Source organism: Herbaspirillum camelliae (assembly GCF_001929405.1).
Classification (GTDB): Bacteria; Pseudomonadota; Gammaproteobacteria; order Burkholderiales; family Burkholderiaceae_D; genus Herbaspirillum; species Herbaspirillum seropedicae.
In genome coordinates, this window is the sequence record NZ_KV880769.1 from 5,693,557 (window position 1) to 5,715,099 (window position 21,543).

The window sequence follows — 21,543 nt, forward strand, 5'->3', positions numbered from 1 at the left end:
GAGAGAGCGATTTCTCTGTGTTCATCGTGCAAGGAGACGATCCATCATGACTTCCCTCAGTCTGCCTCATCATCCCGGCCCTTATGGGCTGTTGCTGGATACCCAGGAGCCCCTGCTGGCCTGCCTGAGCCTGTTGCTGTTCGCCGTGGGCTTCTACCTGGTCTGGCCTGGCATCGCCCTGTGCTACCGGCAGTTGCGCATGAGCGCCGGCTGGCTGGCCGCCCCTGTCCAGCGTATCCAGCCTGCCCAGCCTGCCCGCACGCCGGGCGAAGGGGCGTCCGCTGCACGCCCAGTCAACCTGTGGAGTGCACCCGATCATCCGCGCACGCTGGTCTCCAGGCTGGCGCGCCAGGTGAAGCTGGCCAGCCGCTATCTGCGGCATCCTGGCCTGACCCGACGCTGGCTGGATTTCTGGAACCTCAGCGCCACCCATCGCGCCCTGGCCGTGGCGGCGCCGCGCCTGCTGGACAAGGTCTATCGCCCCTACCAGTCGCTGCAACTGAGCCGCACCCAGCGGCTGGCCCTCCTCACCAGCCACTATGACTTCGTCATCCGCAAGGGGCTGGCCCCGCTGGTGCTGCGGGCGGCGCGCAAGGCGGTCCCGGTGGCCTGCTTTGCGGGCAAGTGGGGCGATCGCTACGAGGTGCGGCTGGCGGCCATCGACAGCCTGACGCTGGAGGGCGAACTGGCCCTGCATCTCTATCACGGCGACCAGCACCTGTTCTCCACCGCCTTCACCATCTGCGCGCAACAGGACGGCTGGGAGCTACGCGTAGGTTGCCTGCAAGGCCCGCGCGGCCAGCACACCCGCGAACGGGTGCGTCAGGCCACCCGCGACCTGTTCGGCCTGCGTCCCAAGGCGCTGATGATCCGCCTGGTGCGCGCGCTGGGCGTGGCGTATGGCTGCGCCCGCGTGGTGCTGGTCAGCAATGCCCACCGGGTGGCGCGCCATCGCTGCCGGCGCGAACACGTCCATGCCGATTACGACGCCTTCTGGCAGGAACTGGGTGCGGCCCGGCGCAGCGACGGCGACTACGAGCTGCCCTGTGACGAGGCCGTCACCGACATCAACGCCCTACCCTCGCGCAAGCGCGCTGAAGCCCGTCAACGCCTGGCGCTGACACAGCAGGCGGCCCTGGCGATGCGCTGCGCGCTGGTGCGCCCGATCCACTGAATCTCCCCAAGGAGGCAGCATGGCAACTTCGACCGGATCCATCTCGACCTCGGCAGGCCCCCTGGATGTGGCCAACCTGGTCAACCAGCTCGTCTCGGTGGAGAGCAAGTCGCGCCTGACGCCCCTGGCCAGCAAGGCGGACAGTTTCAATGCGCTGATCTCGGCCTACGGCAACCTGGGCACTGCCCTGACGACCTACCAGAACGCCCTGGCCGGACTGACGGCGGCCAAGTTCAGCGCCCAGAAAGCAGCCGTCAGCAACAACGGCCGCAGCAGCGACAGCAAGAGCGGCAATGACGCCGTGAGCGCCGACATCAACACCGACGCCTCCACCAAGGCCCAGGCCCAGATCATCAAGTCGGCCGGCTTTGCCAACGGCCATCTGTTCAAGGCCGGCGACTCCCTGGCCATCAAGATCGGCGAGGCCAGCCCCAGCTTCATCACCCTCAAGGCCGACGCCACCATCAACGGCCTGCGCGATGCGATCAATGCCGCCCGCGCCGGGGTGACGGCCAGCGTGGTGCGTGATGACGCCGGCGATCATCTGGTGCTGGAATCCAATACCGCCGGCACGGCCAACCTGCTCAAGGTGCGCTCCAACAACAGCCTCTCGGCCATCAGCTTCGATCCACAGCAGAACCGCGCCGGCGCCATGACCCAGACCCAGGCCGCGCGCGACGCCACCAGCGCGGCGCCGGGCAGCTATGCCATCAGCGTGGAGCAACTGGCGCAATCGCACAAGCTGAGCTCGGCCGGGATTGCGCCGGGCAGCACCTTCGACCTGGGCGTGCTGGCCATCAAGGCTGGCAACGGTTCGACCGCGCTCATCAGGCCGGCTAACAATACCCTGGCCGGCGTGCGCGACGCCATCAACGCCGCCGCAGCCGGCGTGAACGCCTCCATCGTCAGCGATGGCAAGCAGGAACATCTGGTGCTGACAGCCAAGGAGAGCGGCGCGAACAATGCGCTGCGCATCTCCGGCACGGGCGATTTCGCGGTGTTTTCGTCGGACCCGTCCGGCAACGCCAGCACGGCCTCGGTCACGCCCGAGAAGCGCTTTGGCCAGGGCACGGTGAACCTGAGCGTGGGAACGCGAACGATCAACCTCAAGCCAGCCAGCGCCACTGCCGGCGCCGCGCCAGGCATAGCTGACGTGGCCCGCGCCATCAATGAAGCCAAGGCCGGCGTGAGCGCCACCGTGCAGCGCGAAGGCCAGGGCGACAAGGCCGTCGAACGCCTGGTGCTCAGCGCCAGCGGCAGCGACCCGGTCAGCCTGCGCGGCAGCGGCGACTATGCCGTGCTGGCCGCCAACGCCATGGGGCAGTTGCAAAAGCCCCAGGATGCGCGGCTGAGCATCGATGGCGTGGCCATCACTGCCACCAGCAATACGATCAAGGACGCCATTTCCGGCGTGACCCTGAACCTGAACAAGACCACCTCCACCTCCGACAAGCTCACCCTGGCCATCAGCAATGACAGCAGCGGCGTGGGCGCAGCCGTCAAGAGCTTCGTCAATGCCTTCAACACGCTGGCCAAGACGATGGCCGAGATGACCCGGCAAGCGCCCTCCAAAGTCCGTGGCCAGGCGGGCGAGCAAGGTCCGCTGGCCAGCGAATCGATGGTGCGCGCCCTCACCGGAGAACTGCGCAACGCGGTGCTGGCCAGCATGCCAGGCAATGCCTTGGGATCGCTCACGGCCATCGGCGTGGGCTTCAAGAAGGACGGCACCCTGGCCCTGGACAGCGAACGCCTGGCCAAGGCGGGCGAGCGCAACTTCGAGGCGGTGGCGCAGTTGTTCTCGGCCAAGGAAGGCCTGGTGGCGCGCACTCGCTCGCTGCTCGACAAGGTGCTGGGCGAGCAGGGTCTGCTGGCCGGCAAGACCCGTGGCCTGCAGGGCAGCCTCAAGATCGTGTCCGACCAGCAGGCCGCCGCCCGGGCGCGGCTGGCCAACCTGCGCGACAGCTACACCAACCAGTTCAATCGCCTCAATGTGACGCTCTCGAAGATGCAAGCCTCGCAGAACTACCTGACCCAGCAACTGGCCCGCCTGCGCAGAGCCTGAGCGGGCAGCGGCACTACCACGATCCTAGAACGGAGCAACCAGCATGAGTTTTCAACAGGGGCTCAGCGGCCTGCACGGCGCAAGCAAGCATCTCGAAGTCATCGGCAACAACGTGGCCAACGCCAGCACTGTGGGCTTCAAGCAGGGGCAAGTCCAGTTTGCCGACGCCTATGCCAATTCCATGAACCGCTCCGGCAACTCTCCGGTGGGCATCGGCGTGACCGTGGCCAACGTCAGCCAGGCCTTCACCCAGGGCAATATCGCCACCACCAACAATGCGCTGGACGTGGCCATCAACGGCGACGGCTTCTTCCGCATGGCCGCCAGCCTGACCGACCAGTCGCCGCGCTATGGCCGCAACGGCCAGTTCCAGTTGAACAAGGACGGCTACCTGATCAATCCCAGCATGAATGGCGCCTACCTCACCGGCTATCCGGCCGGGACCAGCGGCGGCGATCCGGTGCCGCTGAAGATCGATACCTCCACCCTGCCGGCCACCGCCACCACGCGCGTGAGCACCAAGGTCAACCTGGACTCGCGCAAGAGCGTACCGACCGTGAACCCATTCGATCCCGCCAATCCAAACAGCTACAGCAATTCCACCGGCGCCACGGTCTATGACAGCCTGGGCAATCCGTATTCGCTGCAGACCTTCTACGTCAAGGGGGCGGCCACGGGCACCCCGCCCAGCACCACCTGGTCGGTCTATGCCACGCTGGACGGCAAGACCATCGTCAATGCGCCGCCCGCCACCGGCCCGCAATTGCTGGGTACGCTGCGCTTCGACGCCACCGGCGCGCTCACCGCCAGCACCGGCATGTCGCTCAACCTGAGTACCTTGGCCAAAGGCGGCGCGACCTTCCCCGGCCCGATCGCACTCGGCTATACCGGCTCGACCCAGACCGGTTCGGCCTTCGCCAACCTGGCCCAGAGCCAGGACGGCATGCCGCCGGGAACGCTCTCCAGCTTCAGCATCGGCAAGGACGGCAGCATCATCGGCGCCTACAGCAACCAACAGACCCGGGTGATGGGACAGATCGTGCTGGCCAACTTCGCCAATCCCCACGGTCTCCAGCCGATCGGCAACAACCTCTACCAGGCCTCGGCGGCGGCCGGCAGTGCATTGCTAGGCAGCCCCACCACCGGCACCTTTGGCGCCCTGCAGGGACGCGCGGTAGAACAGTCCAACGTGGACCTGACGGCGGAGCTGGTCAACATGATCGTGGCGCAGCGCGTCTACCAGGCCAATTCGCAGACCATCAAGGTGCAGGACACGGTCTTGCAGACCCTGGTCAGCCTGCGCTGAGGCTGACGGTCATGGAAAAACTGGTTCCCCGTCCTCCCGCCTGCAATGACAGCTCGTCGCAGCCCAAACGGCCGGTCCTGAGCGTGCCGGTCGCGCCGGACATGCGCGACCTGATTGACACCGCCCTCAACACCGTCATGGAACAGGCCGCCGCCGAGGCGGGCCTAAGCCGCGGCACACTGGGCCGCTGCGCCGACTACGCGCTGGTCGGCGCGCGCGTCTTGAGCGTGCTGCTCGATCATCCCTACGAGGCCATGTCGGGCGGCGAGATCATCGATTGTGGCAGTGGTCTGTACGTGGTGTTGCAGCCGGGGCGAGAAGCGCGCCGGCGCGCGCGCAAGCTGTCTGACCTGAGGGATTACCATTGCTGGATCGAAGCCTGCTATCCCATGCCCGACGGCAGCCGGCGGCGCGAGACCATCGATTTCACGATGCGCCATGACCGCCTGGTGGCCGAGGTGTTTTCCTTGCCCTATACGCGCGAGCAGCCGCCTTCCTACCTGTGGGAATGGCAGGACCAGATCGCGCCGGTGCCGCAGGAAGCGCGGGCGCACCTCTCGGCCAATGGCCGCAATGGTGCATGGATGTGGGCGGACAAGGATTGCCAGCGCCTGCTGAAGAAATACGATGCCGATCACCAGGCGCTGCTCGACAGGCTGGCCGGGCAGGTCCTGCATGCGCTGATGCAGGTCTTGCTGTTCGAGCGCCACGACACCACCCGCAGCGCCTAGGCTGCGCGCTCAGCGACGCAATTCGGCCATGATCTTCTCGGCCAGGAAATCGCAGGGCGGGCGCTTGGACTTGGTGCTGCGCGCCAGCACCACTTCCAGCGGCGCGATATCGGGCAGGCCGTGGGCATGATCAAGCAAGGTGAAGTGCGGCGGCACCGCGCAGCGCGCCAGCGGCGCAATCGCCAGGCCGGCTTCGACCATGCTCAAGAGGCCCATCAGGCTGGGACTTTCATAGGAGGTGCGATAGCCTATGCGGGCCTTTTCCAGACTGCGGATGGCGTTCTCGCGCGCCACGCTGCCGGGCAGGAACACGGCGATGGGCAAAGGCCGCTCGCGCCAGAGATCGCTGGCGCTGGGGACGGTGGCCCAGACCATCGGCTCGAAGCGGATGAATTCGCCCGAGATGCCCTTGACCCGCGTCGCGCACACCAGATCGACCGTGCCCTCCTTGACCATGGGCGCCAGGGCCGAACTGGGCAGGCCGACCACCTGGATTTCCACCTTGGGATAGGTCGCCGAGAATTTCTTGAGAATCGAGGGCAGCAGCGACGAGGCATAGTCATCCGGCACGCCGATGACCACCCGCCCCGTCACATCGGGCCGCACCACGGCGGCCCAGGCCTCGTCGCGCAGGGTCAGCATGCGCCGCGCATAGGTCAGCAAGACCTCGCCGTCCTGGGTGGGAACGACGCTGCGCGGCTTGCGCAGGAACAGCGGCTTGCCCAGCGCCAGCTCCAGCGTCTTGATCTGCATGCTCACCGCGGACTGGGTCCGATGCACCAGTTCGGCGGCCCGGCTGAAGTTGCCGGTGTCGGCCACGGCCACGATCATGGCGAGCACATCCAGGTCGAGAGTTTTCATGAGTATCAGAAAAATTGATAGCAGCAATAAATATTACGCGATTTTCTTGGATTAAATCCTCGGGCATAGTGCGCTCAAAGGAATTTTTCCCCCATGAATGCACGTACCGACGCCACCCTCTTTGCCGATCCTGACCTGCGCCTGCTGACCACCCGCAGCGGCAGCCGCATCCCTTTGCTCAGCCAGGGCAGCGGCGAACCGCTGGTCTTCGTCCACGGCTCGCTGTGCGACTACCGCTACTGGAAGGGCCAGATGGCGGCGCTGTCGCGCCATTTCCACTGCATCTCCCTGAGCCTGAGCCACTATTGGCCGGGGCTGCAGGATGAGGCGGGCGCACCCAAGGAATTTTCGTGGGCCGCGCACGCCGAAGAGGTCGCTGACCTGGTCGCCGCGCTGGGCCTGGGCCCGGTGCATCTGGTGGGGCACTCGCGCGGCGCCTGCGTCGCCTTCCACGCGGCACGCCTGCATCCGCATCTGGTGCGCACCCTGACCCTGGCCGATCCGGGCGGTCCGCTGCAATCGGACAGCGCCGCCGAGGCCGCCTTGCCGCCGGCCACCCAGGCCCTGCGCGCGCGGGTGGCCGAGCTGATCGAGGCGGGCCAGACCGAGCAAGGGCTGGAGATGTTCGTGGATTCGGTCAGCGTGGCGGGAGCCTGGAGCCGCAGCCCCGCAGGCTTTCGCGCCATGGCCTCCGCCAATGCCGCGACCTTGCCGCTGCAATTCAAGGATGCGCTGCCAGCCTATACCGAAGAAGACGCCGCCGCCCTGCGCTGCAAGACCCTGCTGATCGGCGGCGAGAAAAGCCCGCGCATGTATCGCGACAACATCGCGGCGCTGTCGCAATGGATCCTGACGGCCGAAGAACACGTCATCGCCGGGGCATCCCACGGCATGAACGTCTCGCATCCGGCCGCTTTCAATCGCGCGGTCCAGGCCTTCGTCGAGGCGGCCTGAGCCAGGTAGACGCAAGCAACGTTGCTACAAGAACAATCAAGGGAAAGTGACAGAGGTGGGATCGCGCCCGCCGTTGCTTTGCGCAACGGCAGCCGATTCAATGCAGGACAGCAACGCCAGTGTGTCAGCGCTGGGGGCAGCGTTACATCAGAGCAGTTCTTCTTCCTTTTGCCGGGCGTCTTCCCGGACATCTTCGATGAGCCGGCGCCGGTCCACCTTGGCGCGCCGGTTGGCGGCGTGGACCTCCGGGCTGATGGGGGTGGCCGTCATCAATTCCTTCAGATCGGCCGTACTTTCGTCATATCGTTGCGGCATGCTTGCTCCTGGCTAAATCAATCGAGATTCAAACTCAACTACGTACCACGGATGTGCAGCAGTCCGGGCGGACCGGACTCAACGCAATCGTGTTCCCGGGGCACGGTGCAGCATAGGGCCCGGTGAGCGACGACAAGGTCTTCCGTGAGTATAGATCATTGCGCCGCAACAGGGCAGATTTACTCGCTCCCTGTCAAGGATGCCGCAGGCATGAAAAAACCGGCCAGCGGCCGGTTCGGGATGACAAGGCAAAGCAGGCTCAGGCGGCCTGTTTGGCTTGCAGCATCGATTCTTCCAGCGCCATCAACGATTCGATGGCGGCGATCAGCAGGCCGATACGATGACGGCGGTAGATCAGGCGTTTTCTTGCGCGGTTGTTCATGGTTTCTCCTGCGGCCAGCTGTAGCTGGCGGTTTCACTGACAAGGCCGTGGCAAGGCGCGCAACGCCCCCACGTCCGGGAAGGCGCCATTATAGCCGAGCCCGGCCCGTCGGCCTTCTCAGACTACGCAGCGGGTGCGATAGTGCTGGCTGAACAGACGGCTCGCCTCCAGCCCCGGGGGCAGGTGATGGCAAGCGGGACTCAATTGCGCCACCAGCGCATCCAGTCCCACGTCCAGCCGGGAATGCGTCTCCTGCTCCCGCTCCTCTGCCACGTGCTGGCGGCCGCGCGCCAGCGCGCGGAAGCTGGGCTGGCGGGGCGCGTCGTCCCAGCCGGTCTCGATCCACTCGCGGATGACCTGCTTTTCATAGCCATTGAAGACGCCGAACATCTCGCCGCCAGGCGCATCGATGAGTCGCCAGAAGCGGCTGTGTCCGGCCGGCTCGCCACGCAGGATCCATTTGCCCTGTTCCATCGCGGCCAGGAAGTCGCGCATGCCCTCCGGGAGCTCCAGCCATTGATTGACGGTCTTGCCGCCAATGCGGCAATAATCCGAATGCATCATGCGGCCGAATGCGGCCTTGTCGGCCAGAACGCGTTGCACTTCCTGATCCAGGTCGAAGGAGCCGATCACGCCCAGCGTGCTCGCCCCCAGTTCATTGAGCAGGTAGCCGCGCCGCATGCGCTGCAAGAACTGCTCGCGGTCCGGCCATTGCGCAGCTGCCTCCAGCACCGCGTCGACGGCCTTGCGGGCGTGGCCGCTGGCGGCGTTATCGATGGTCACGTGCAGCGTGAAATAGTAGGGATCGATGCCGAGTTCGTTGAGTTCGTAGGCGGTGATCAGCAGGTGCAGCGGCAACTGCTCGTAACCCAGGTTGAAACCGAACATCTCAGGAATGAATTCATCGCCATGCCAGCCCAGCGCCAGTTGCAGCGCTCCCTGGACATAATGCGCCTGCGAGAGCCAGTCGGCCTGCTCACAGCCATGGGCCTGCAAGAGGCTGCGATAGAGGCTCACATGGTTCATGGCCACCTCGCCATCACCCAGCTCTTCCAGATAGGTCAGGATCAGGGGACGAAACACCGGATCGCGCCAGTGCTTCACTGCACTGTAGAGCCAGGCGCCATCGACCAGCTTGGTGGGCGCCACGCGCAGCAGGAAATTGAGCGCATGGGCGCGTCCCGAGAAATACTGGCGCGGCGCGCCCGCGCGGCGTTCCTGCAGATAGGCTTCATAGGCCAGGCCAACCTGGGCGGCGCGGGCCTGCATCCAGGCGGCCATGTCTTGCCCCGCAGGGGGCAGCTCGCAGGGCAGCGCCTGGGTCGCCTCCAGTTGCGTCATCAGGTACCGATGCGCGTCCGCCAGCGCCGCCGCGCCGGGCTCGGCCACGTTCAGCTCAGCGTAGATGCGCGCAGGCAACAGCTCGGCGCTGCGGGAATTGTTGTGGGGATGATATCGGCGGGAAGCCGAAGCGGCTGCCTGCATTTCTTCCAGGGTGGCTTGCATACTTCCTCGCGCAAATGGACATGGGGACATTGCGCCCAGCATGCGATGTTCGCGCCGGCAGCGCTATCAGCCAGGGGCCAGCGCTGCTGTCGGAGGATGCCGCCATCCGGGTAGGAAGACGGCACTGCCAGGGCGGCGGCGCCTGTCAGAGGTGCGGCCAGCGCCTAAAGGATTGTCTTGGCCGGGCAGATATCCGATAATCGCGGCCATGAACGATACCGCACAACGCCCCAGCTTCCCCGACCGCCTCTCGGTCGATCCGCGCAGCCCGCACTACGTCGCCGCCGTCTTTGAATTCGACGTGGGCATCAAGCTCAACGGCAAGGAATTCAACAACGTCGGCGAATACTGCATCAGCGAAGGCTGGATCAAGATTCCCGCCGGCCGCGCGCTGGACCGCAAGGGCAATCCCATGATGACCAAGCTCAAGGGCCAGGTCGAACCGTTCTACCGCTGATCCGTTTTACTGCACCGTCTCCCTCTGGCCCGCTTTGCATGCGGGCCTTTTCTTTTGCAGGCAGCCTTGTTATCCGGGAAGTCGTGGGTCCTGCCAACATGGCAATACAGATGGGTCGGTACGCCTTCCAGCGCGGGCCTGCGCTCACGCAAAAAGACCCGCACCAGGCGGGTCTTCTTGCCAGCACAGCCTATCTTAGTGGGCCACGCCGCCCTTGCGCCGGCGCGCCAGCATCAGGCCCACCAGTCCGATGCCCAGCATGGCGGTCGAGGCAGGTTCGGGAACCTCGGCCTCGCGCGAACTGGCGACCAGCACCGGGGTGACCGAGTGCAATTCATGGCCGGGGAAAGGGGCTGGATGCGAGCGCACCTGCAGCTCCACATTGGGGTTCTTCGACCAGTCAATGCTGCGCAGTGCGGCATTGAGGGCGCTCAATGCGTTGGCTGACGCCTGGTAGGGCTGAAGCGGCTGGACATCAGGCGCACGCACTGCCCTTGCGAAGATATCGGTCCACAGATTATCCGTCCCCCTCCTCAGGCTGACGTAAAGATAGTTGAACAACGGCTCATTGGCGCCCCAGCCCTGATCATAGGTAGTGGAGTGTCCGGTGACGGCAGTGAAGCCGCGGGTCCCCTTGGCGATGCGGAAACCGACTACGCGCTCATCCGGGGTGTTAGCGTTGGCATTGTAGCTGCCCACCGCATCGGATTGCGTAACGATCGCCGCCGATGCCGACGTGCTGCAAGCAAGCAAAAACGCCAGGCTGGCGAAAGTCTTTTTGATCAATGACATATAAATTCTCCTTGAGAAGTAGTGATAGGAATGGAGGTGTTGCAGTGGATATACCCATGCACAAAACATGCCATTCGAACAACTCTCTTGGAAATCAGTCACTTGGATTTTCAACGCATCTTCTATCGGTAGAAAATGTAACTTTTTCCGACAGTAACATCCGTTACCAATTTTTGATACCTTCCAAAACCCTTTACTGGAGCGCTTTTGCGCCATTGACTTATTTTTATTGAATATTTCAAAACTGGATTTTATTATAAAAATCATCCTGCAAAAACCTGCGGCGCCTGGCCGCCTCTGCAACGATCCAGGCGCCTCACCGGCTTCCTACATCATCAGCGCGCGCTGCCCCACGCGGAAGACAGCCACGGCCTGCACCAGCTCTCGCGCCTGGCTGGACAAGCTGATGGCCGCTGCCGCGCTTTCTTCGACCAGGGCGGCATTCTGCTGCGTGGTGGTATCCATCTGCGTGACGGCCTGGCCGACCTGAGCAATGCCAGTGTTCTGCTCGGCGGTGGCGGCGTTGATGGCGACCATGATGTCGCTGACGCGGCGAATCGAGGTCACGATCTCTTCCATGGTCTTGCCGGCCTGGTCGGCCAGTTGGGTGCCCTGCCCCACCTGCTCGACGCTGGCGGTGATCAGTTCCTTGATCTCGCGCGCAGCGGTGGCCGAACGCTGGGCCAGGCTGCGCACTTCGGTGGCGACCACGGCGAAGCCGCGTCCTTGCTCGCCCGCGCGCGCCGCTTCGACGGCGGCATTGAGGGCCAGGATATTGGTCTGGAAGGCGATGCCATCGATAACGCCGATGATGTCACTGATGCGATCCGAACTGGCGTGCAGACCCTGCATGGTCTGCACCACCTGCTGCACCACCTGGCCACCCTGACCGGCCACGTGCGCGGCGTCACGCGCCAGGTCACCGGCCTGACGGGCGCCATCGGCATTCTGCGCCACGGTCGACCCCAGTTCTTCCATCGACGCTGCCGTCTGTTGCAGGGCGCTGGCCTGTTCCTCGGTGCGCTTGCTCAGATCGGCATTGCCTTGCGCAATCTGGGCGCTGGCCGTGGCCACGCTCTCGGAGTTGCTGCGCACACTGCTGACCACCGTGCTCAGTTGGGAGGTCATGGCCTGCATCGCGGTGAGCAGGCGCGCCACTTCATCGCTGCCATTGATCTGCACGTGCTGGGTCAGGTCACCCGCCGACACCGCCTCGGCCAGACGCACGGCGTCGTTGATGGCTGTCGTGGTGGCGCGCGTGACGGCGACCATCACCCACAGGGCGGCAGCCGCCAGCAGGCCAAGCAGGCCGCACAGCAGCAGCAGTTCGTTGCGCAGACGCGGAATCTTGGCTTGCAACTCATCGCGCATCAGGTCGAAAGAGGCATTGACCAGCACGAACTGGGTATCGATGATGCGGGTCATCGTGGCCACCCATTCAGGCGCCGGCATGCTCAGGTTGTCGGCGCGGATGATGGCGCTGTCGGCCAGCTTGAAGCCTTCTTCGGCGGCCTTCAGGGCTTCGGCTCGGGCGCGCTCCAGATTGGCCGGCAACGCATGCCGGCCAGCCGCCAGCGTCAGCGACTTGCGCGCGCTTTCATAACTGCGGCGGGCGCGATCGGCCAGGTTTTCCAGACGGGCGCGCTCTTCCGCGCTGGCCTGGCCACGACCCAGCATGACCGCACCGCGCGCCCGGGTCTGACCCAGTGCTTCGGTCAGTTGCGGCAGTTCGTTCATCACGGCGCGCTGCACGTAGAAGAGCGCCGCTTCGGCCTCCAGCGCCAGGCCGGAGCTGTTGGCCAGTTGATCGATGAGGTCGAGCTCGAGGGCGATCAGTTCTGCGTGCTGCAGGTTGCTCTGGGCACCGGTGATGGCCTTGGAAGAGACGGCCTGTGTCAGTGCGCGCCACTGTGAAGAGACGCGTTCCAGCGATTCCATCAGGGCCTTGTCCTGCAGCGGCAGGATGCCGGTGCGTACGCGTTCCAGCGTGGCTTCCACCTGCTTCTGGCGCTCGGCGCGATCAGCCGCGCCGGCGTTGCCGTCGGAAAGATAGAGTGCGGACAGGCCGCGATGCTGCTGCATCTGCTTGAGCAGCAGCAACAGATCGCGCCCTGGTTCCACCGCTAATTGCTCGCGCTGGGCGGTGGCCAGGTCTTGCAGATTGCCGCGCACCAGCAGGGTGGTCGGGACGATGAACAGGAGAAAAGCGAGTGCGCCGATCAGGGCGAACTTGCGTGAGAATCTGAGATGATTGATCAGGGAGCGCATGGGCTTGTTCTTTAAATGAGTGGAGGATCGTCATCGATCCTTGGAGATGGCTTGCCCGCAAGCGCTTCGTTACGCTGCGATCCGCGCTGTTGCGGATCTTGTAGAGCGGCAATTCTAATGAGGCCGCGCTTCTTTTCTAACTGATTTCGTTCGTGACGCCGCTTTGTTGTTGTTTAATTCCGACCGTCTCGCCTCGGCGGAACTCATCCGCAAAAACACGAGTATTCACAGAGTACGTGGACAGGACGCTAGTTCCCCGGCGCGCCAATTAAATTTCCCGATGGCACAAAACACTCAAAACCTCACGCCGATCGAGGTGCTTAACGCGACTGCGGCATGGTGTCGTTGGACTCGATGCGCAGATCGGTCTCGAAGCTTTGCAACACGGCGCGCAGCTCGCCGCGTTTTTGCATCGCTTCCAGCTGGGCGTTGATGCGCGCCAGGTGCTTGATGCAGGGACTGGCCTTGCTCAGGGCAAGATAGTTGTCAGTTTCGCTGACGAAGGGGCGCAAGGGCATGAAGCGGTCTTGCTGCTGCGTCTGGTTCAGGTAGATCATGCCGCTGTAATAGCCGGTGACGAGATAGTCGATCCGTCCCGAATCGAGCTTGGTGAAATTCATGTAAGTCTTTTGCGCGGTCTCGATGCTCAGGTTGTCGCGCATGAATTCATCGAAGCCACCCCCGAACTGGTTGCCCAGCGTGATGGCGCCACGCTTGCCGACCAGGTCTTTCCAGCCGCCATAGGCGAAGCGCCGGTCACGGGCGACGAAGACGGCAATGGGATTGACGAACAGCGGCACCGAGGTAAAGGCCAGGTATTGCTGGCGCTCGTGCGTCATCTTGAGCGAGGCGATCATGGCGACTTCGCCACTCTCGGCGGCCTTGAGCACGCGGTGGAAGGGACCGACGTAGCGCACCTCGAAGGGAATGTTCAAGGCCCCCAGCACGCGCGTGGCGATCTCGATGCTGGCGCCGGTGAGTCGCTTGCCGTCATACCAGTGCAAGGGCGCGTAATCGGAATCGGCCGACACCACCAGCTTGGTGCATTCGGCCGCGCCGGCAGCAGGCGTGGCCGAGATGGCTGACATGGCCAGCGCCAGTGTGTAAGCGGGCAGCAGTTTGAACATGGTCCATCCCCCCTTGGTGGCTTGCTTGCGATCGCGTTCTGGCCGCAATTCATCAGTGTCGTTTTGACGCCAAGCATAACCTTGTTTGGCGCGCCAGGCCAAACCGGATATCCATCTCCCTGCTGCATGCAATGCATTTCGCCACAGGATTTCCCAGGGCTGCGTCGTAGGCCAGGCCGGCCCATTCGGCCCGCTTGCCCTAGAATGGCGCTTTTTGCCTGCGCGGAAGCCCCCGGGTAGACAAATCGTACAGACTGGATTTTGCGTAATGCCTCATCACGAAATCGGCCGCGGCGTCGGCCTCTCGGTCCTGGCCTCGGCGCTGTTCGCGCTGCTCTCCGGCTATACCCGCCTGCTGGCGCCGCTGGACGGCAATGACATCTTCGGCTGGCGCATCCTCGCCACCGCCTTGGCGGTGCTGGCGCTGATCGCCTGGCGCGGCCAGTTGCCGCGCCTGCGAGAGGCCTGCGCCGAGCTGCTGGGTACACCGGCGCGCTGTCTGCTGCTGCTGCTGATGGCGGCTCTGCTGGGTTTCCAGCAATGGCTGTTCCTGTGGGGCTCGGTCAATGGCCAGGCGCTGGAGGTGTCGCTGGGTTATTTCCTGTTGCCGCTGTCGATGGTGCTGGTCGGCCGCCTCCTCTATGGCGAACGGCTCAATCTGCTGCAGCAGCTGGCGGTGCTACTGGCCTGCATCGGCGTGGCGCATGAGATCTGGATGACGCGCAGCTTTTCCTGGCCGACCCTGGCCGTGGCGCTGGGCTACCCGCCCTATTTCATCCTGCGCCGACGCCTGCAACTGGACTCGCTGATGATCTTCGCGGTCGAATTGCTGATCCTGGCGCTGCCGGCACTGATCGCCGTGGCGCTCGGGGATACGCTGGCCGCTACCCTGCGCACCCCTTCCATGCTGTTGCTGCTGCCTGGTCTGGGGCTGCTGAGCATGGTGGCGCTGGCCTGCTATCTGCGGGCCGGCAAGCTTTTGCCGATGGGGCTCTTCGGCGTGCTGGGCTATGTCGAGCCGATCTTGCTGGTGCTGGTCGCCATCGCCGTGCTGGGAGAGTCGCTGCCCCTGGCGCAGTTAGGCACCTATGTGCCGATCTGGTTGGCAGTGCTGCTTACTGCGATACACAGTGCCAAGTTGATGCGACAAACGCCGCGCTAGCCGCCAAACAGGGCGGCTTTTCGTGATCTCTTCGCGGTGCTGAGGCCCTCCCCTTCTTCCTATACTCACTGCAAGGCGGCTCCGTGGGGATGGAGACCGGTCACCTGGAGGGGGAGAAAACAATATGCGTCCGCTACTGGCAAAAGCGGGCCCGAACGCGCGTCATTCGGTCGCGCGCCGGGCCCGGCTGTTTGTCGTCCTGATCTGTGCCGCCATCGCCGGCGGCCTGCTGTGGCAAAGCTTGACGGCGCGGGTGGTGCAGCTGGAAAACAACCGCATCTACACTGGCAATGTGGCCAAGGCGCTGGCGCGCCACGCCTACGATGTGCTGCAAGCCACCGACGGATTACTGCTGGACATGAGCGACCGCATCGCCAGCGTCGGCATTGCCCATGCCAGCCTGGTGGACCTGATGCCGCTGCTGCGCCGGATTTCCTCCGAGATGCCCCAGCTTGATGGGCTGTATGTCTTCGACGAGCAGGGCAAGCGCTTGCTGACCTCTTCCGCACCGCCCCTGACGGCAACCAACAACAGCGACCGCGACTATTTCATCTGGCATCGCGACCATGACGATGCCGGCCCGCGCGTGGGAAAAGCCTTGCTCAGCCGCAGCACCGGACGCTGGGTCATCCCCATGTCGCGCCGGCTCAATCATGCTGATGGCAGCTTCGCCGGCGTGCTGCTGGCCACGCTGGATATCAACCACTTCAACCAGTTGTACCGCACCGTGGACATCGGCAAGGGCGGCTCCATCGCCCTGCTGCTGCGTGATGGCACGCTGCTGACGCGGATGCCCTTCGATCCCGGCTACATCAATCGCGATTTCAGCCAGGGACGCCTGTTCCTGGAAGGCTTGCCGCGCAGTCCGCACGGCTACCTGGAGGTAGCGTCGCCATTGGATGGGCGGCAGCGCTACCTGTCCTACCAGGCGGTGGACAAGTATCCGCTGGTGCTGGTGGTCACGCTGGCGCGCGAGGAAGCGCTGGCCGACTGGCAACAGCAGACCTTCGTCTATGGCGCGGCCGTGCTGCTGTTGCTGGTCATCATCGGGGTCTTTGGCTGGCGTCTGGTCGGCCAGATCGAATTGCGCCTCTGTGCCGAAGACCGGGCCTTGCAGGCCATGGGCGAATTGCAGATAGCCAACCATCGGCTGGAAATGCTGGCACATCAGGATGGCCTGACGGGGCTGGCCAACCGGCGTCATCTGGATACCGTTCTGGAGGCCGAGTTCAAGCGTGCCGACCGCAGCGGCGCGGCGCTCGCGCTGATCATGATCGATGTCGATTTCTTCAAGCAGTACAACGATCTCTATGGTCATCAGGCCGGCGATGAATGCCTGCGCCGCATCGCCAGCGTGCTCAAGGAGCGCCAGCGCCGGCCCGGTGATCTGGCGGCGCGCTATGGTGGCGAGGAAATGGCGATGCTGCTGCCCGATACGGACGCCGAGGGCGCCTGCGCAATGGCCGAGAAACTGCGCGCAGCTATCCAGGCGCTGGAACTGCCCCATCGCGGCAATCCGGTCGGGGTGATGACGGTGAGCGTGGGCGTGTGCGCGCTGGAACTGCTGCCCAGCTCGTCACGCTCGGTGCAGACCTTGCTGGGCGCAGCCGACGCCGCCCTCTACCAAGCCAAGCACGAGGGACGCAACCAGGTCCGCCTGGCCGCGCCAATGAAAACGGCGCCCTCGGGCGCCGTGTCCTAGGGCGGCTTATTGCAGCTTATTGCTGGTGGTAGGAAGTCACCAGGTCCACTTCATTCTTGGAACCCAGGAACACCGCCACGCGCTGGTGCAGCTTTTCCGGCTGGATGTCGAGGATGCGCTGAGTGCCATCGGTGGCCGCGCCGCCGGCCTGCTCGACGATGAAGGCCATGGGGTTGGCTTCATACATCAGGCGCAGCTTGCCGGGCTTGTTGGGTTCGCGGGCGTCGGCTGGGTACATGAAGATGCCGCCGCGGTTGAGGATGCGATGCACGTCGGTCACCATGGAGGCGATCCAGCGCATGTTGAAATCCTTGCCGCGCACACCGGTGGAACCGGCCAGCATTTCATCCACATAGCGCTTGACCGGCGGGAACCAGTGACGCTGGTTGGAGGCGTTGATGGCGAATTCCTTGGTGTCTTCGGGAATCTTGATGTCCTTCTGGGTCAGCACCCAGGCGCCCATTTCACGATCCAGGGTGAAGCAGTGCACGCCGTCGCCGGTGGTCAGCACCAGCACAGTCTGCGGGCCGTACACGGCGTAGCCGGCGGCGACCTGCCGGGTGCCGGGCTGCATGAAGTCCTGCTCGGTCGGTTCGGTCATGCCCTCGGGCGCCTTGAGCACCGAGAAGATGGTGCCGATGGAGACGTTGACGTCGATGTTGGAGGAGCCATCCAGCGGATCGAACATCAGCAGGTATTCGCCCTTGGGATAACGGTTGGGAATGCGGTGGATGGTCTCCATTTCCTCGGAAGCCATGGCCGCCAGGTGACCACCCCATTCGTTGGCTTCCAGCAGGATCTCGTTGGAGATCACATCCAGCTTCTTCTGCACTTCGCCCTGCACGTTCTCGCTGCCGGCACTGCCCAGCACCTCGCCCAGCGCGCCCTTGCCGACGGCGTGCGAGATCGACTTGCAGGCACGGCCCACGACTTCGATCAAGAGGCGCAGTTCGGACGGGATCTTGTTGTGCAAGCGCTGCTGCTCGATCAGGTGTTGCGTAAGACTGATGCGTTTCATGATGGTCTTCCTTGCCTATCGGATGGTAAAAATATAAACAATATAAAAAATATCGATGATCAGTTGGCCAGCGCCTTGGTGACCACTTCGGCCACATCACGCGAGAGCTTGGGAGCGGCGGCCACCTGTTGCAGCGCCAGGCGCATCTTTTCCTGCAGGGCCGGGCTGTACTTGCGCCAGCGGTCCAGGCTGCGCGCCAGGCGCGCCGCCACTTGCGGGTTGCTGGCATTGAGGGCGATGACCTGCTCGGCCCAGAAGCTGTAGCCGTTGCCGTCCGGCGCATGGAAGGCCGAGGGATTGCCGTTGCAGAAGCTGAAGATCAGGCTGCGCGCGCGGTTCGGGTTCTTCAGCGTGAATGCGGGATGCTCGGCCAGGGTGCGTACGGTGTTCACATCCGCATTGCGGGCCGTGGCCTGCAGGGTGAACCACTTGTCGATGACCAGGGCCTCCTGCTCGAACTCGGCGTAGAAGCGTTGCAGCGCCTCGCTCTTGCCGGGCGCGGCGCTGTTCAAGATGGCCGAGAGTGCGGCCAGGCGGTCGGTCATGTTGTTGGCCTGCTGGTCCTGCTGCTGGGCCAGGCCCATGGCTTGTTCATCATCCAGCTCGGCCAGGTAGGACAGGGCCACGTTCTTGAGCGCACGCCGGCCAGCCGAGGCAGCGTCCGGACTGTAATCGCCGGGGGTCTGGTTGGCGTGATAGGCGGCCAGCAGGTCCTCTTGCAGTTCACGCGCCAGCGAGCGGCGCAGGAACTGGCGTGCTACATGGATGGCGTGCGGGTCGATGATCTCCATCTGCTCGGCGATCATGGTTTCCGAGGGCAGCGTGAGCACCAGCTCGCGGAAGGCCGGGTCCAGCGCTTCGTCGCGCAGCGTGGCACGCAGGGCGTTGGCCAGGGCGCCGTCGTGCTCCAGGTTGTTGAGCACGGTATCGACCGAGACCACATGGCCGGACTGGCGCGCGGCCTGCACGGCCACGGTGAGGTTCAGCAGACGACGGGTGGCCAGGCGTTGGCCGGCTTCCCAGCGATTGAAGGCGTCGCTGTCGTGGGCCATCAGGAAGGCCAGCTCGGCATCGCTGTAGTCGTATTGCAGCAGCACCGGCGCGGAGAAGCCGCGCAAGAGTGAAGGCACCGGCTTTTCTTCGACGTTGATGAAGCGGAAGCTCTGCTTGGCCTTGGTCAGTTCCAGCACGCGGGTGGTGGGACCGGCCTTCTTCTCGCCCTCGATCGTCAGCGCCAGGTCGCGGCCCTGGGCGTCCAGCAGGCCCACGGCTACCGGGATGTGGAAGGGCTGTTTCTTCTTCTGGCCGGGCGTGGCCGGGCAGCTTTGCTCCAGCGTCAGGGTCAGGGTCTTGCGCTTGGCGTCGTAGTCCACGCTGGCCTGCACCTGAGGCGTGCCGGCCTGGCTGTACCAGCGCTCGAACTGCGACAGGTCGCGGCCATTGGCGTCGGCCATGGCGGCGCGGAAATCGTCGCAGGTCACGGCCTGGCCGTCGTGGCGCTCGAAGTACAGGTCCATGCCCTTGCGGAAACCGTCGCGGCCCAGCAGGGTCTGGTACATGCGCACCACTTCGGCGCCCTTTTCATAGACGGTGACGGTGTAGAAATTGTTGATCTCGACGTAGGAGTCAGGACGCACGGAATGCGCCATCGGACCGGCGTCTTCCGGGAACTGCACCTGGCGCAGCACGCGCACGTCATCGATGCGCTTGACGGCGCGACCGCTGTCGCTGCCGATCATGTCGGCCGAGAATTCCTGGTCGCGGAAGACGGTCAGGCCTTCCTTCAACGAGAGCTGGAACCAGTCACGGCAGGTGACGCGGTTGCCGGTCCAGTTGTGGAAGTATTCGTGGCCGACCACGGCTTCGATGTTGGCAAAGTCGACATCGGTGGCGATGCGCGGATTGGCCAGCACGTACTTGGTGTTGAAGATGTTGAGGCCCTTGTTTTCCATGGCGCCCATGTTGAAGTCGCCCACCGCCACGATCATGAAGCGGTCCAGGTCCAGGTCCAGGCCGAAGCGTTGCACGTCCCAGGTGATGCTGTTCTTGAGCGAATCCATGGCGTGCTGGGTCTTGTCGAGGTTGCCCTCTTCCACCCACACCTGCAGCAGTGCATCGCGGCCCGAATGCAGGCGCACGGTTTCTTCCTGGCAGACCAGGTTGCCGGCCACCAGGGCGAAGAGGTAGGAGGGCTTCTTGAATGGATCTTCCCACTTGGCGTAGTGGCGGCCGTCGGGCAGATCCCCCTCTTCGATCAGGTTGCCGTTGGACAGCAGCACCGGATAGCGCGACTTGTCGGCACGCAGCATGACGGTGAATTTCGCCATCACGTCCGGGCGGTCGGGGAAATAGGTGATCTTGCGGAAGCCCTCGGCCTCGCACTGGGTGAAGAAATTGCCGTTGGACACGTACAGGCCCATCAGGGACGTATTGCGGTCAGGATGCACCAGGGTCTCGATCTCCAGCACCACCTTGGCCGGCGCGGCGGGGATGGTCAGCACGCCGGCGGCGATGCGGAAGTCGCCCTTGGCCTGCGTGAGCAGCTTGCCGTTCAGGCGCAGGGCCACCAGTTCCAGCTCTTCGCCGAAGAGCACCAGGTCGCGGCCCTTGGCGGCCGGATTGCGGGTCATGGTGATGCGGGTGGCCACACGGGTGTCGGAGGGATCGAGGTCGAAACCCATTTCGACGGTGTCGGCCAGGTAATGGGGGGCGGCGTAGTCTTTACGGTAGATCGTCTGGGGCGTATCGGTGCGCATGGAGGCCTGTCCGGAAGGGAAATAGAAACGGAAATGGAGATGAAAAGTGAACGCGACGGCAGTCGCAAGCTAATTCAGGTGCAGCAAAAACCTGATTTTACCAATCATCCCGCCGGGAGCGGATGGATTTGCCCCTGCCTCTGTCACAGACCAGGCTGCGCGGCCATGGTTCGCGCCCGACCACGCAGGACGCTGCCGCACTACAATGGAGGCCACGGTGCGCACCAGACCGGGGCAGGCAGGATAGAAATGCCCGTGGCGCGGTCCTAGCACTGCGGCCAAGCGCCGCCTTTTCCGATTGGAGTTCCTTCATGAAACGCTGGATTTACCCTGTGCTCGCGCTGGCCACCATGCTGCTCTCGGGCTGCGCCACGGTGATCGACAACAATGTCACCTCCTTCCACGCCTGGACGCCGTCCTACAATGACAAGCCCTACGCCTTCGCGCCGACCAAGGAACAGGAAAACAACCTGGAATACCAGAACTACGCCAGCCTGATCCGCCAGGAACTGCAGTTCCTGGGCTTCACCGAGGCCAAGGAGGCGCGCCAGGCGCAGCTGCAGGTCAGTTTCAGCTATGGCATGAATACCGAACAGGTGGTGGTCACGCGGCCCGCCTATGATCCCTTCTTCTACGGTCCCGCGCCCGGCTGGGGGCGCTTCGGCCCGCGCCCGTTCGGCTTCTACGGCCCTTATGGACCGTTCTATGATCCCTTCTGGTATGGCGGCCCGATGCAAAGCACCAGCTATCCGGTGTTCCTGCGCCGCTTGCAGATCGGCATTTCCGAGGCCGGCGAGGGCAAGAAGCTCTTCGATGTGGTGGTGGACAGTGAAGGCAGCCGCGCCGGGCTCGCAGCGGCCATGCCGGCCATGGTGCGCGCCGCCTTCGATGACTTTCCAGGTCCCAGCGGGGTGACGCGCCAGGTCCGTATCAAGGTAGACAAGGACGGCCAGCCGATGGACTGATAGCG

At 64.2% G+C, this 21,543-nt stretch carries 18 protein-coding genes; 9 read left to right on the top strand and 9 right to left on the bottom strand.

Annotation, left to right across the window (positions count from 1 at the left end; genetic code table 11):
• Positions 1–46: 46 nt before the first annotated feature.
• Genes BGK68_RS25440 through BGK68_RS25455 form a run of 4 tightly spaced genes read left to right on the top strand, consistent with a single transcriptional unit; the run spans position 47 to position 5,273 of the window.
• Positions 47–1,174, top strand: coding sequence for a VirK/YbjX family protein (locus tag BGK68_RS25440; RefSeq protein ID WP_075259364.1), 1,128 nt, complete (start codon positions 47–49; stop codon positions 1,172–1,174).
• 19 nt (positions 1,175–1,193) lie between these two features.
• Positions 1,194–3,236 carry a flagellar filament capping protein FliD gene (gene fliD / locus BGK68_RS25445; RefSeq protein ID WP_075259365.1) on the top strand — a complete coding sequence of 681 codons (2,043 nt, stop codon included), beginning with the start codon at positions 1,194–1,196 and terminating at the stop codon, positions 3,234–3,236.
• Positions 3,237–3,279: 43 nt separating this feature from the next.
• The gene (gene flgE / locus BGK68_RS25450) at positions 3,280–4,542 is read left to right on the top strand and encodes a flagellar hook protein FlgE (protein WP_075259366.1); all 1,263 of its coding nucleotides are present in this window, start codon (positions 3,280–3,282) and stop codon (positions 4,540–4,542) included.
• Between the two features lie 11 nt (positions 4,543–4,553).
• Positions 4,554–5,273: a hypothetical protein gene (locus BGK68_RS25455; protein WP_075259367.1), complete on the top strand. Its 720-nt coding sequence runs from the start codon at positions 4,554–4,556 to the stop codon at positions 5,271–5,273.
• Between the two features lie 9 nt (positions 5,274–5,282).
• Here the strand turns inward: BGK68_RS25455 and BGK68_RS25460 are convergent, their stop codons facing one another.
• Positions 5,283–6,134 carry a LysR substrate-binding domain-containing protein gene (locus BGK68_RS25460; protein WP_075259368.1) on the bottom strand — a complete coding sequence of 284 codons (852 nt, stop codon included), beginning with the start codon at positions 6,132–6,134 and terminating at the stop codon, positions 5,283–5,285.
• Positions 6,135–6,227: 93 nt separating this feature from the next.
• On the opposite strand from BGK68_RS25460, the gene BGK68_RS25465 reads away from it, so the two are divergent.
• Entirely contained in the window at positions 6,228–7,088 is an 861-nt protein-coding gene (locus BGK68_RS25465) for an alpha/beta fold hydrolase (RefSeq protein ID WP_075259369.1), read from the top strand.
• Positions 7,089–7,235: 147 nt separating this feature from the next.
• Here the strand turns inward: BGK68_RS25465 and BGK68_RS28145 are convergent, their stop codons facing one another.
• The 3 genes from BGK68_RS28145 to BGK68_RS25470 form a co-directional block, all read right to left on the bottom strand.
• The gene (locus BGK68_RS28145) at positions 7,236–7,403 is read right to left on the bottom strand and encodes a hypothetical protein (RefSeq protein ID WP_167578392.1); all 168 of its coding nucleotides are present in this window, start codon (positions 7,401–7,403) and stop codon (positions 7,236–7,238) included.
• 259 nt (positions 7,404–7,662) lie between these two features.
• Entirely contained in the window at positions 7,663–7,785 is a 123-nt protein-coding gene (locus BGK68_RS28585; RefSeq protein ID WP_017452222.1) for a hypothetical protein, read from the bottom strand.
• A gap of 117 nt (positions 7,786–7,902) precedes the next feature.
• Entirely contained in the window at positions 7,903–9,291 is a 1,389-nt protein-coding gene (locus BGK68_RS25470; protein WP_075259370.1) for an iron-containing redox enzyme family protein, read from the bottom strand.
• Between the two features lie 208 nt (positions 9,292–9,499).
• Between BGK68_RS25470 and BGK68_RS25475 the strand changes: the two genes are divergently transcribed.
• Positions 9,500–9,748, top strand: a complete 249-nt coding sequence (locus tag BGK68_RS25475; RefSeq protein WP_075259371.1) for a DUF3297 family protein — start codon at positions 9,500–9,502, stop codon at positions 9,746–9,748.
• A 195-nt stretch (positions 9,749–9,943) separates the two neighbouring features.
• Here BGK68_RS25475 and BGK68_RS25480 read toward each other — a convergent pair whose 3' ends face one another.
• The 3 genes from BGK68_RS25480 to BGK68_RS25490 all read right to left on the bottom strand — a co-directional run bounded on the left by BGK68_RS25480 (position 9,944) and on the right by BGK68_RS25490 (position 13,935).
• Entirely contained in the window at positions 9,944–10,540 is a 597-nt protein-coding gene (locus BGK68_RS25480; protein WP_075259372.1) for a PEP-CTERM sorting domain-containing protein, read from the bottom strand.
• A gap of 327 nt (positions 10,541–10,867) precedes the next feature.
• Positions 10,868–12,808 (bottom strand): methyl-accepting chemotaxis protein, encoded by a 1,941-nt coding sequence (locus BGK68_RS25485; protein WP_075259373.1) that lies wholly within the window; start codon positions 12,806–12,808, stop codon positions 10,868–10,870.
• A 320-nt stretch (positions 12,809–13,128) separates the two neighbouring features.
• Positions 13,129–13,935, bottom strand: coding sequence for a substrate-binding periplasmic protein (locus tag BGK68_RS25490; RefSeq protein ID WP_075260009.1), 807 nt, complete (start codon positions 13,933–13,935; stop codon positions 13,129–13,131).
• A gap of 268 nt (positions 13,936–14,203) precedes the next feature.
• On the opposite strand from BGK68_RS25490, the gene rarD reads away from it, so the two are divergent.
• Entirely contained in the window at positions 14,204–15,097 is an 894-nt protein-coding gene (gene rarD / locus BGK68_RS25495) for an EamA family transporter RarD (protein ID WP_075259374.1), read from the top strand.
• A 124-nt stretch (positions 15,098–15,221) separates the two neighbouring features.
• Positions 15,222–16,799: a sensor domain-containing diguanylate cyclase gene (locus BGK68_RS25500; RefSeq protein ID WP_075259375.1), complete on the top strand. Its 1,578-nt coding sequence runs from the start codon at positions 15,222–15,224 to the stop codon at positions 16,797–16,799.
• A 16-nt stretch (positions 16,800–16,815) separates the two neighbouring features.
• Here the strand turns inward: BGK68_RS25500 and BGK68_RS25505 are convergent, their stop codons facing one another.
• Both BGK68_RS25505 and pepN read right to left on the bottom strand, forming a co-directional pair.
• The gene (locus BGK68_RS25505) at positions 16,816–17,817 is read right to left on the bottom strand and encodes a class 1 fructose-bisphosphatase (protein ID WP_075259376.1); all 1,002 of its coding nucleotides are present in this window, start codon (positions 17,815–17,817) and stop codon (positions 16,816–16,818) included.
• Between the two features lie 59 nt (positions 17,818–17,876).
• The gene (pepN, locus tag BGK68_RS25510; RefSeq protein WP_075259377.1) at positions 17,877–20,573 is read right to left on the bottom strand and encodes an aminopeptidase N; all 2,697 of its coding nucleotides are present in this window, start codon (positions 20,571–20,573) and stop codon (positions 17,877–17,879) included.
• A 311-nt stretch (positions 20,574–20,884) separates the two neighbouring features.
• Between pepN and BGK68_RS25515 the strand changes: the two genes are divergently transcribed.
• Positions 20,885–21,538: a DUF4136 domain-containing protein gene (locus tag BGK68_RS25515; protein WP_075259378.1), complete on the top strand. Its 654-nt coding sequence runs from the start codon at positions 20,885–20,887 to the stop codon at positions 21,536–21,538.
• Positions 21,539–21,543: the final 5 nt, after the last annotated feature.

Bases quoted from the DNA above. Each gene is read 5' to 3' on its own strand.
- BGK68_RS25440 (WP_075259364.1), top strand. From the start codon at position 47: ATGACTTCCCTCAGTCTGCCTCATCATCCCGGCCCTTATGGGCTGTTG.
- fliD (WP_075259365.1), top strand. From the start codon at position 1,194: ATGGCAACTTCGACCGGATCCATCTCGACCTCGGCAGGCCCCCTGGAT.
- flgE (WP_075259366.1), top strand. From the start codon at position 3,280: ATGAGTTTTCAACAGGGGCTCAGCGGCCTGCACGGCGCAAGCAAGCAT.
- BGK68_RS25455 (WP_075259367.1), top strand. From the start codon at position 4,554: ATGGAAAAACTGGTTCCCCGTCCTCCCGCCTGCAATGACAGCTCGTCG.
- BGK68_RS25460 (WP_075259368.1), bottom strand. From the start codon at position 6,134: ATGAAAACTCTCGACCTGGATGTGCTCGCCATGATCGTGGCCGTGGCC.
- BGK68_RS25465 (WP_075259369.1), top strand. From the start codon at position 6,228: ATGAATGCACGTACCGACGCCACCCTCTTTGCCGATCCTGACCTGCGC.
- BGK68_RS28145 (WP_167578392.1), bottom strand. From the start codon at position 7,403: ATGCCGCAACGATATGACGAAAGTACGGCCGATCTGAAGGAATTGATG.
- BGK68_RS28585 (WP_017452222.1), bottom strand. From the start codon at position 7,785: ATGAACAACCGCGCAAGAAAACGCCTGATCTACCGCCGTCATCGTATC.
- BGK68_RS25470 (WP_075259370.1), bottom strand. From the start codon at position 9,291: ATGCAAGCCACCCTGGAAGAAATGCAGGCAGCCGCTTCGGCTTCCCGC.
- BGK68_RS25475 (WP_075259371.1), top strand. From the start codon at position 9,500: ATGAACGATACCGCACAACGCCCCAGCTTCCCCGACCGCCTCTCGGTC.
- BGK68_RS25480 (WP_075259372.1), bottom strand. From the start codon at position 10,540: ATGTCATTGATCAAAAAGACTTTCGCCAGCCTGGCGTTTTTGCTTGCT.
- BGK68_RS25485 (WP_075259373.1), bottom strand. From the start codon at position 12,808: ATGCGCTCCCTGATCAATCATCTCAGATTCTCACGCAAGTTCGCCCTG.
- BGK68_RS25490 (WP_075260009.1), bottom strand. From the start codon at position 13,935: ATGTTCAAACTGCTGCCCGCTTACACACTGGCGCTGGCCATGTCAGCC.
- rarD (WP_075259374.1), top strand. From the start codon at position 14,204: ATGCCTCATCACGAAATCGGCCGCGGCGTCGGCCTCTCGGTCCTGGCC.
- BGK68_RS25500 (WP_075259375.1), top strand. From the start codon at position 15,222: ATGCGTCCGCTACTGGCAAAAGCGGGCCCGAACGCGCGTCATTCGGTC.
- BGK68_RS25505 (WP_075259376.1), bottom strand. From the start codon at position 17,817: ATGAAACGCATCAGTCTTACGCAACACCTGATCGAGCAGCAGCGCTTG.
- pepN (WP_075259377.1), bottom strand. From the start codon at position 20,573: ATGCGCACCGATACGCCCCAGACGATCTACCGTAAAGACTACGCCGCC.
- BGK68_RS25515 (WP_075259378.1), top strand. From the start codon at position 20,885: ATGAAACGCTGGATTTACCCTGTGCTCGCGCTGGCCACCATGCTGCTC.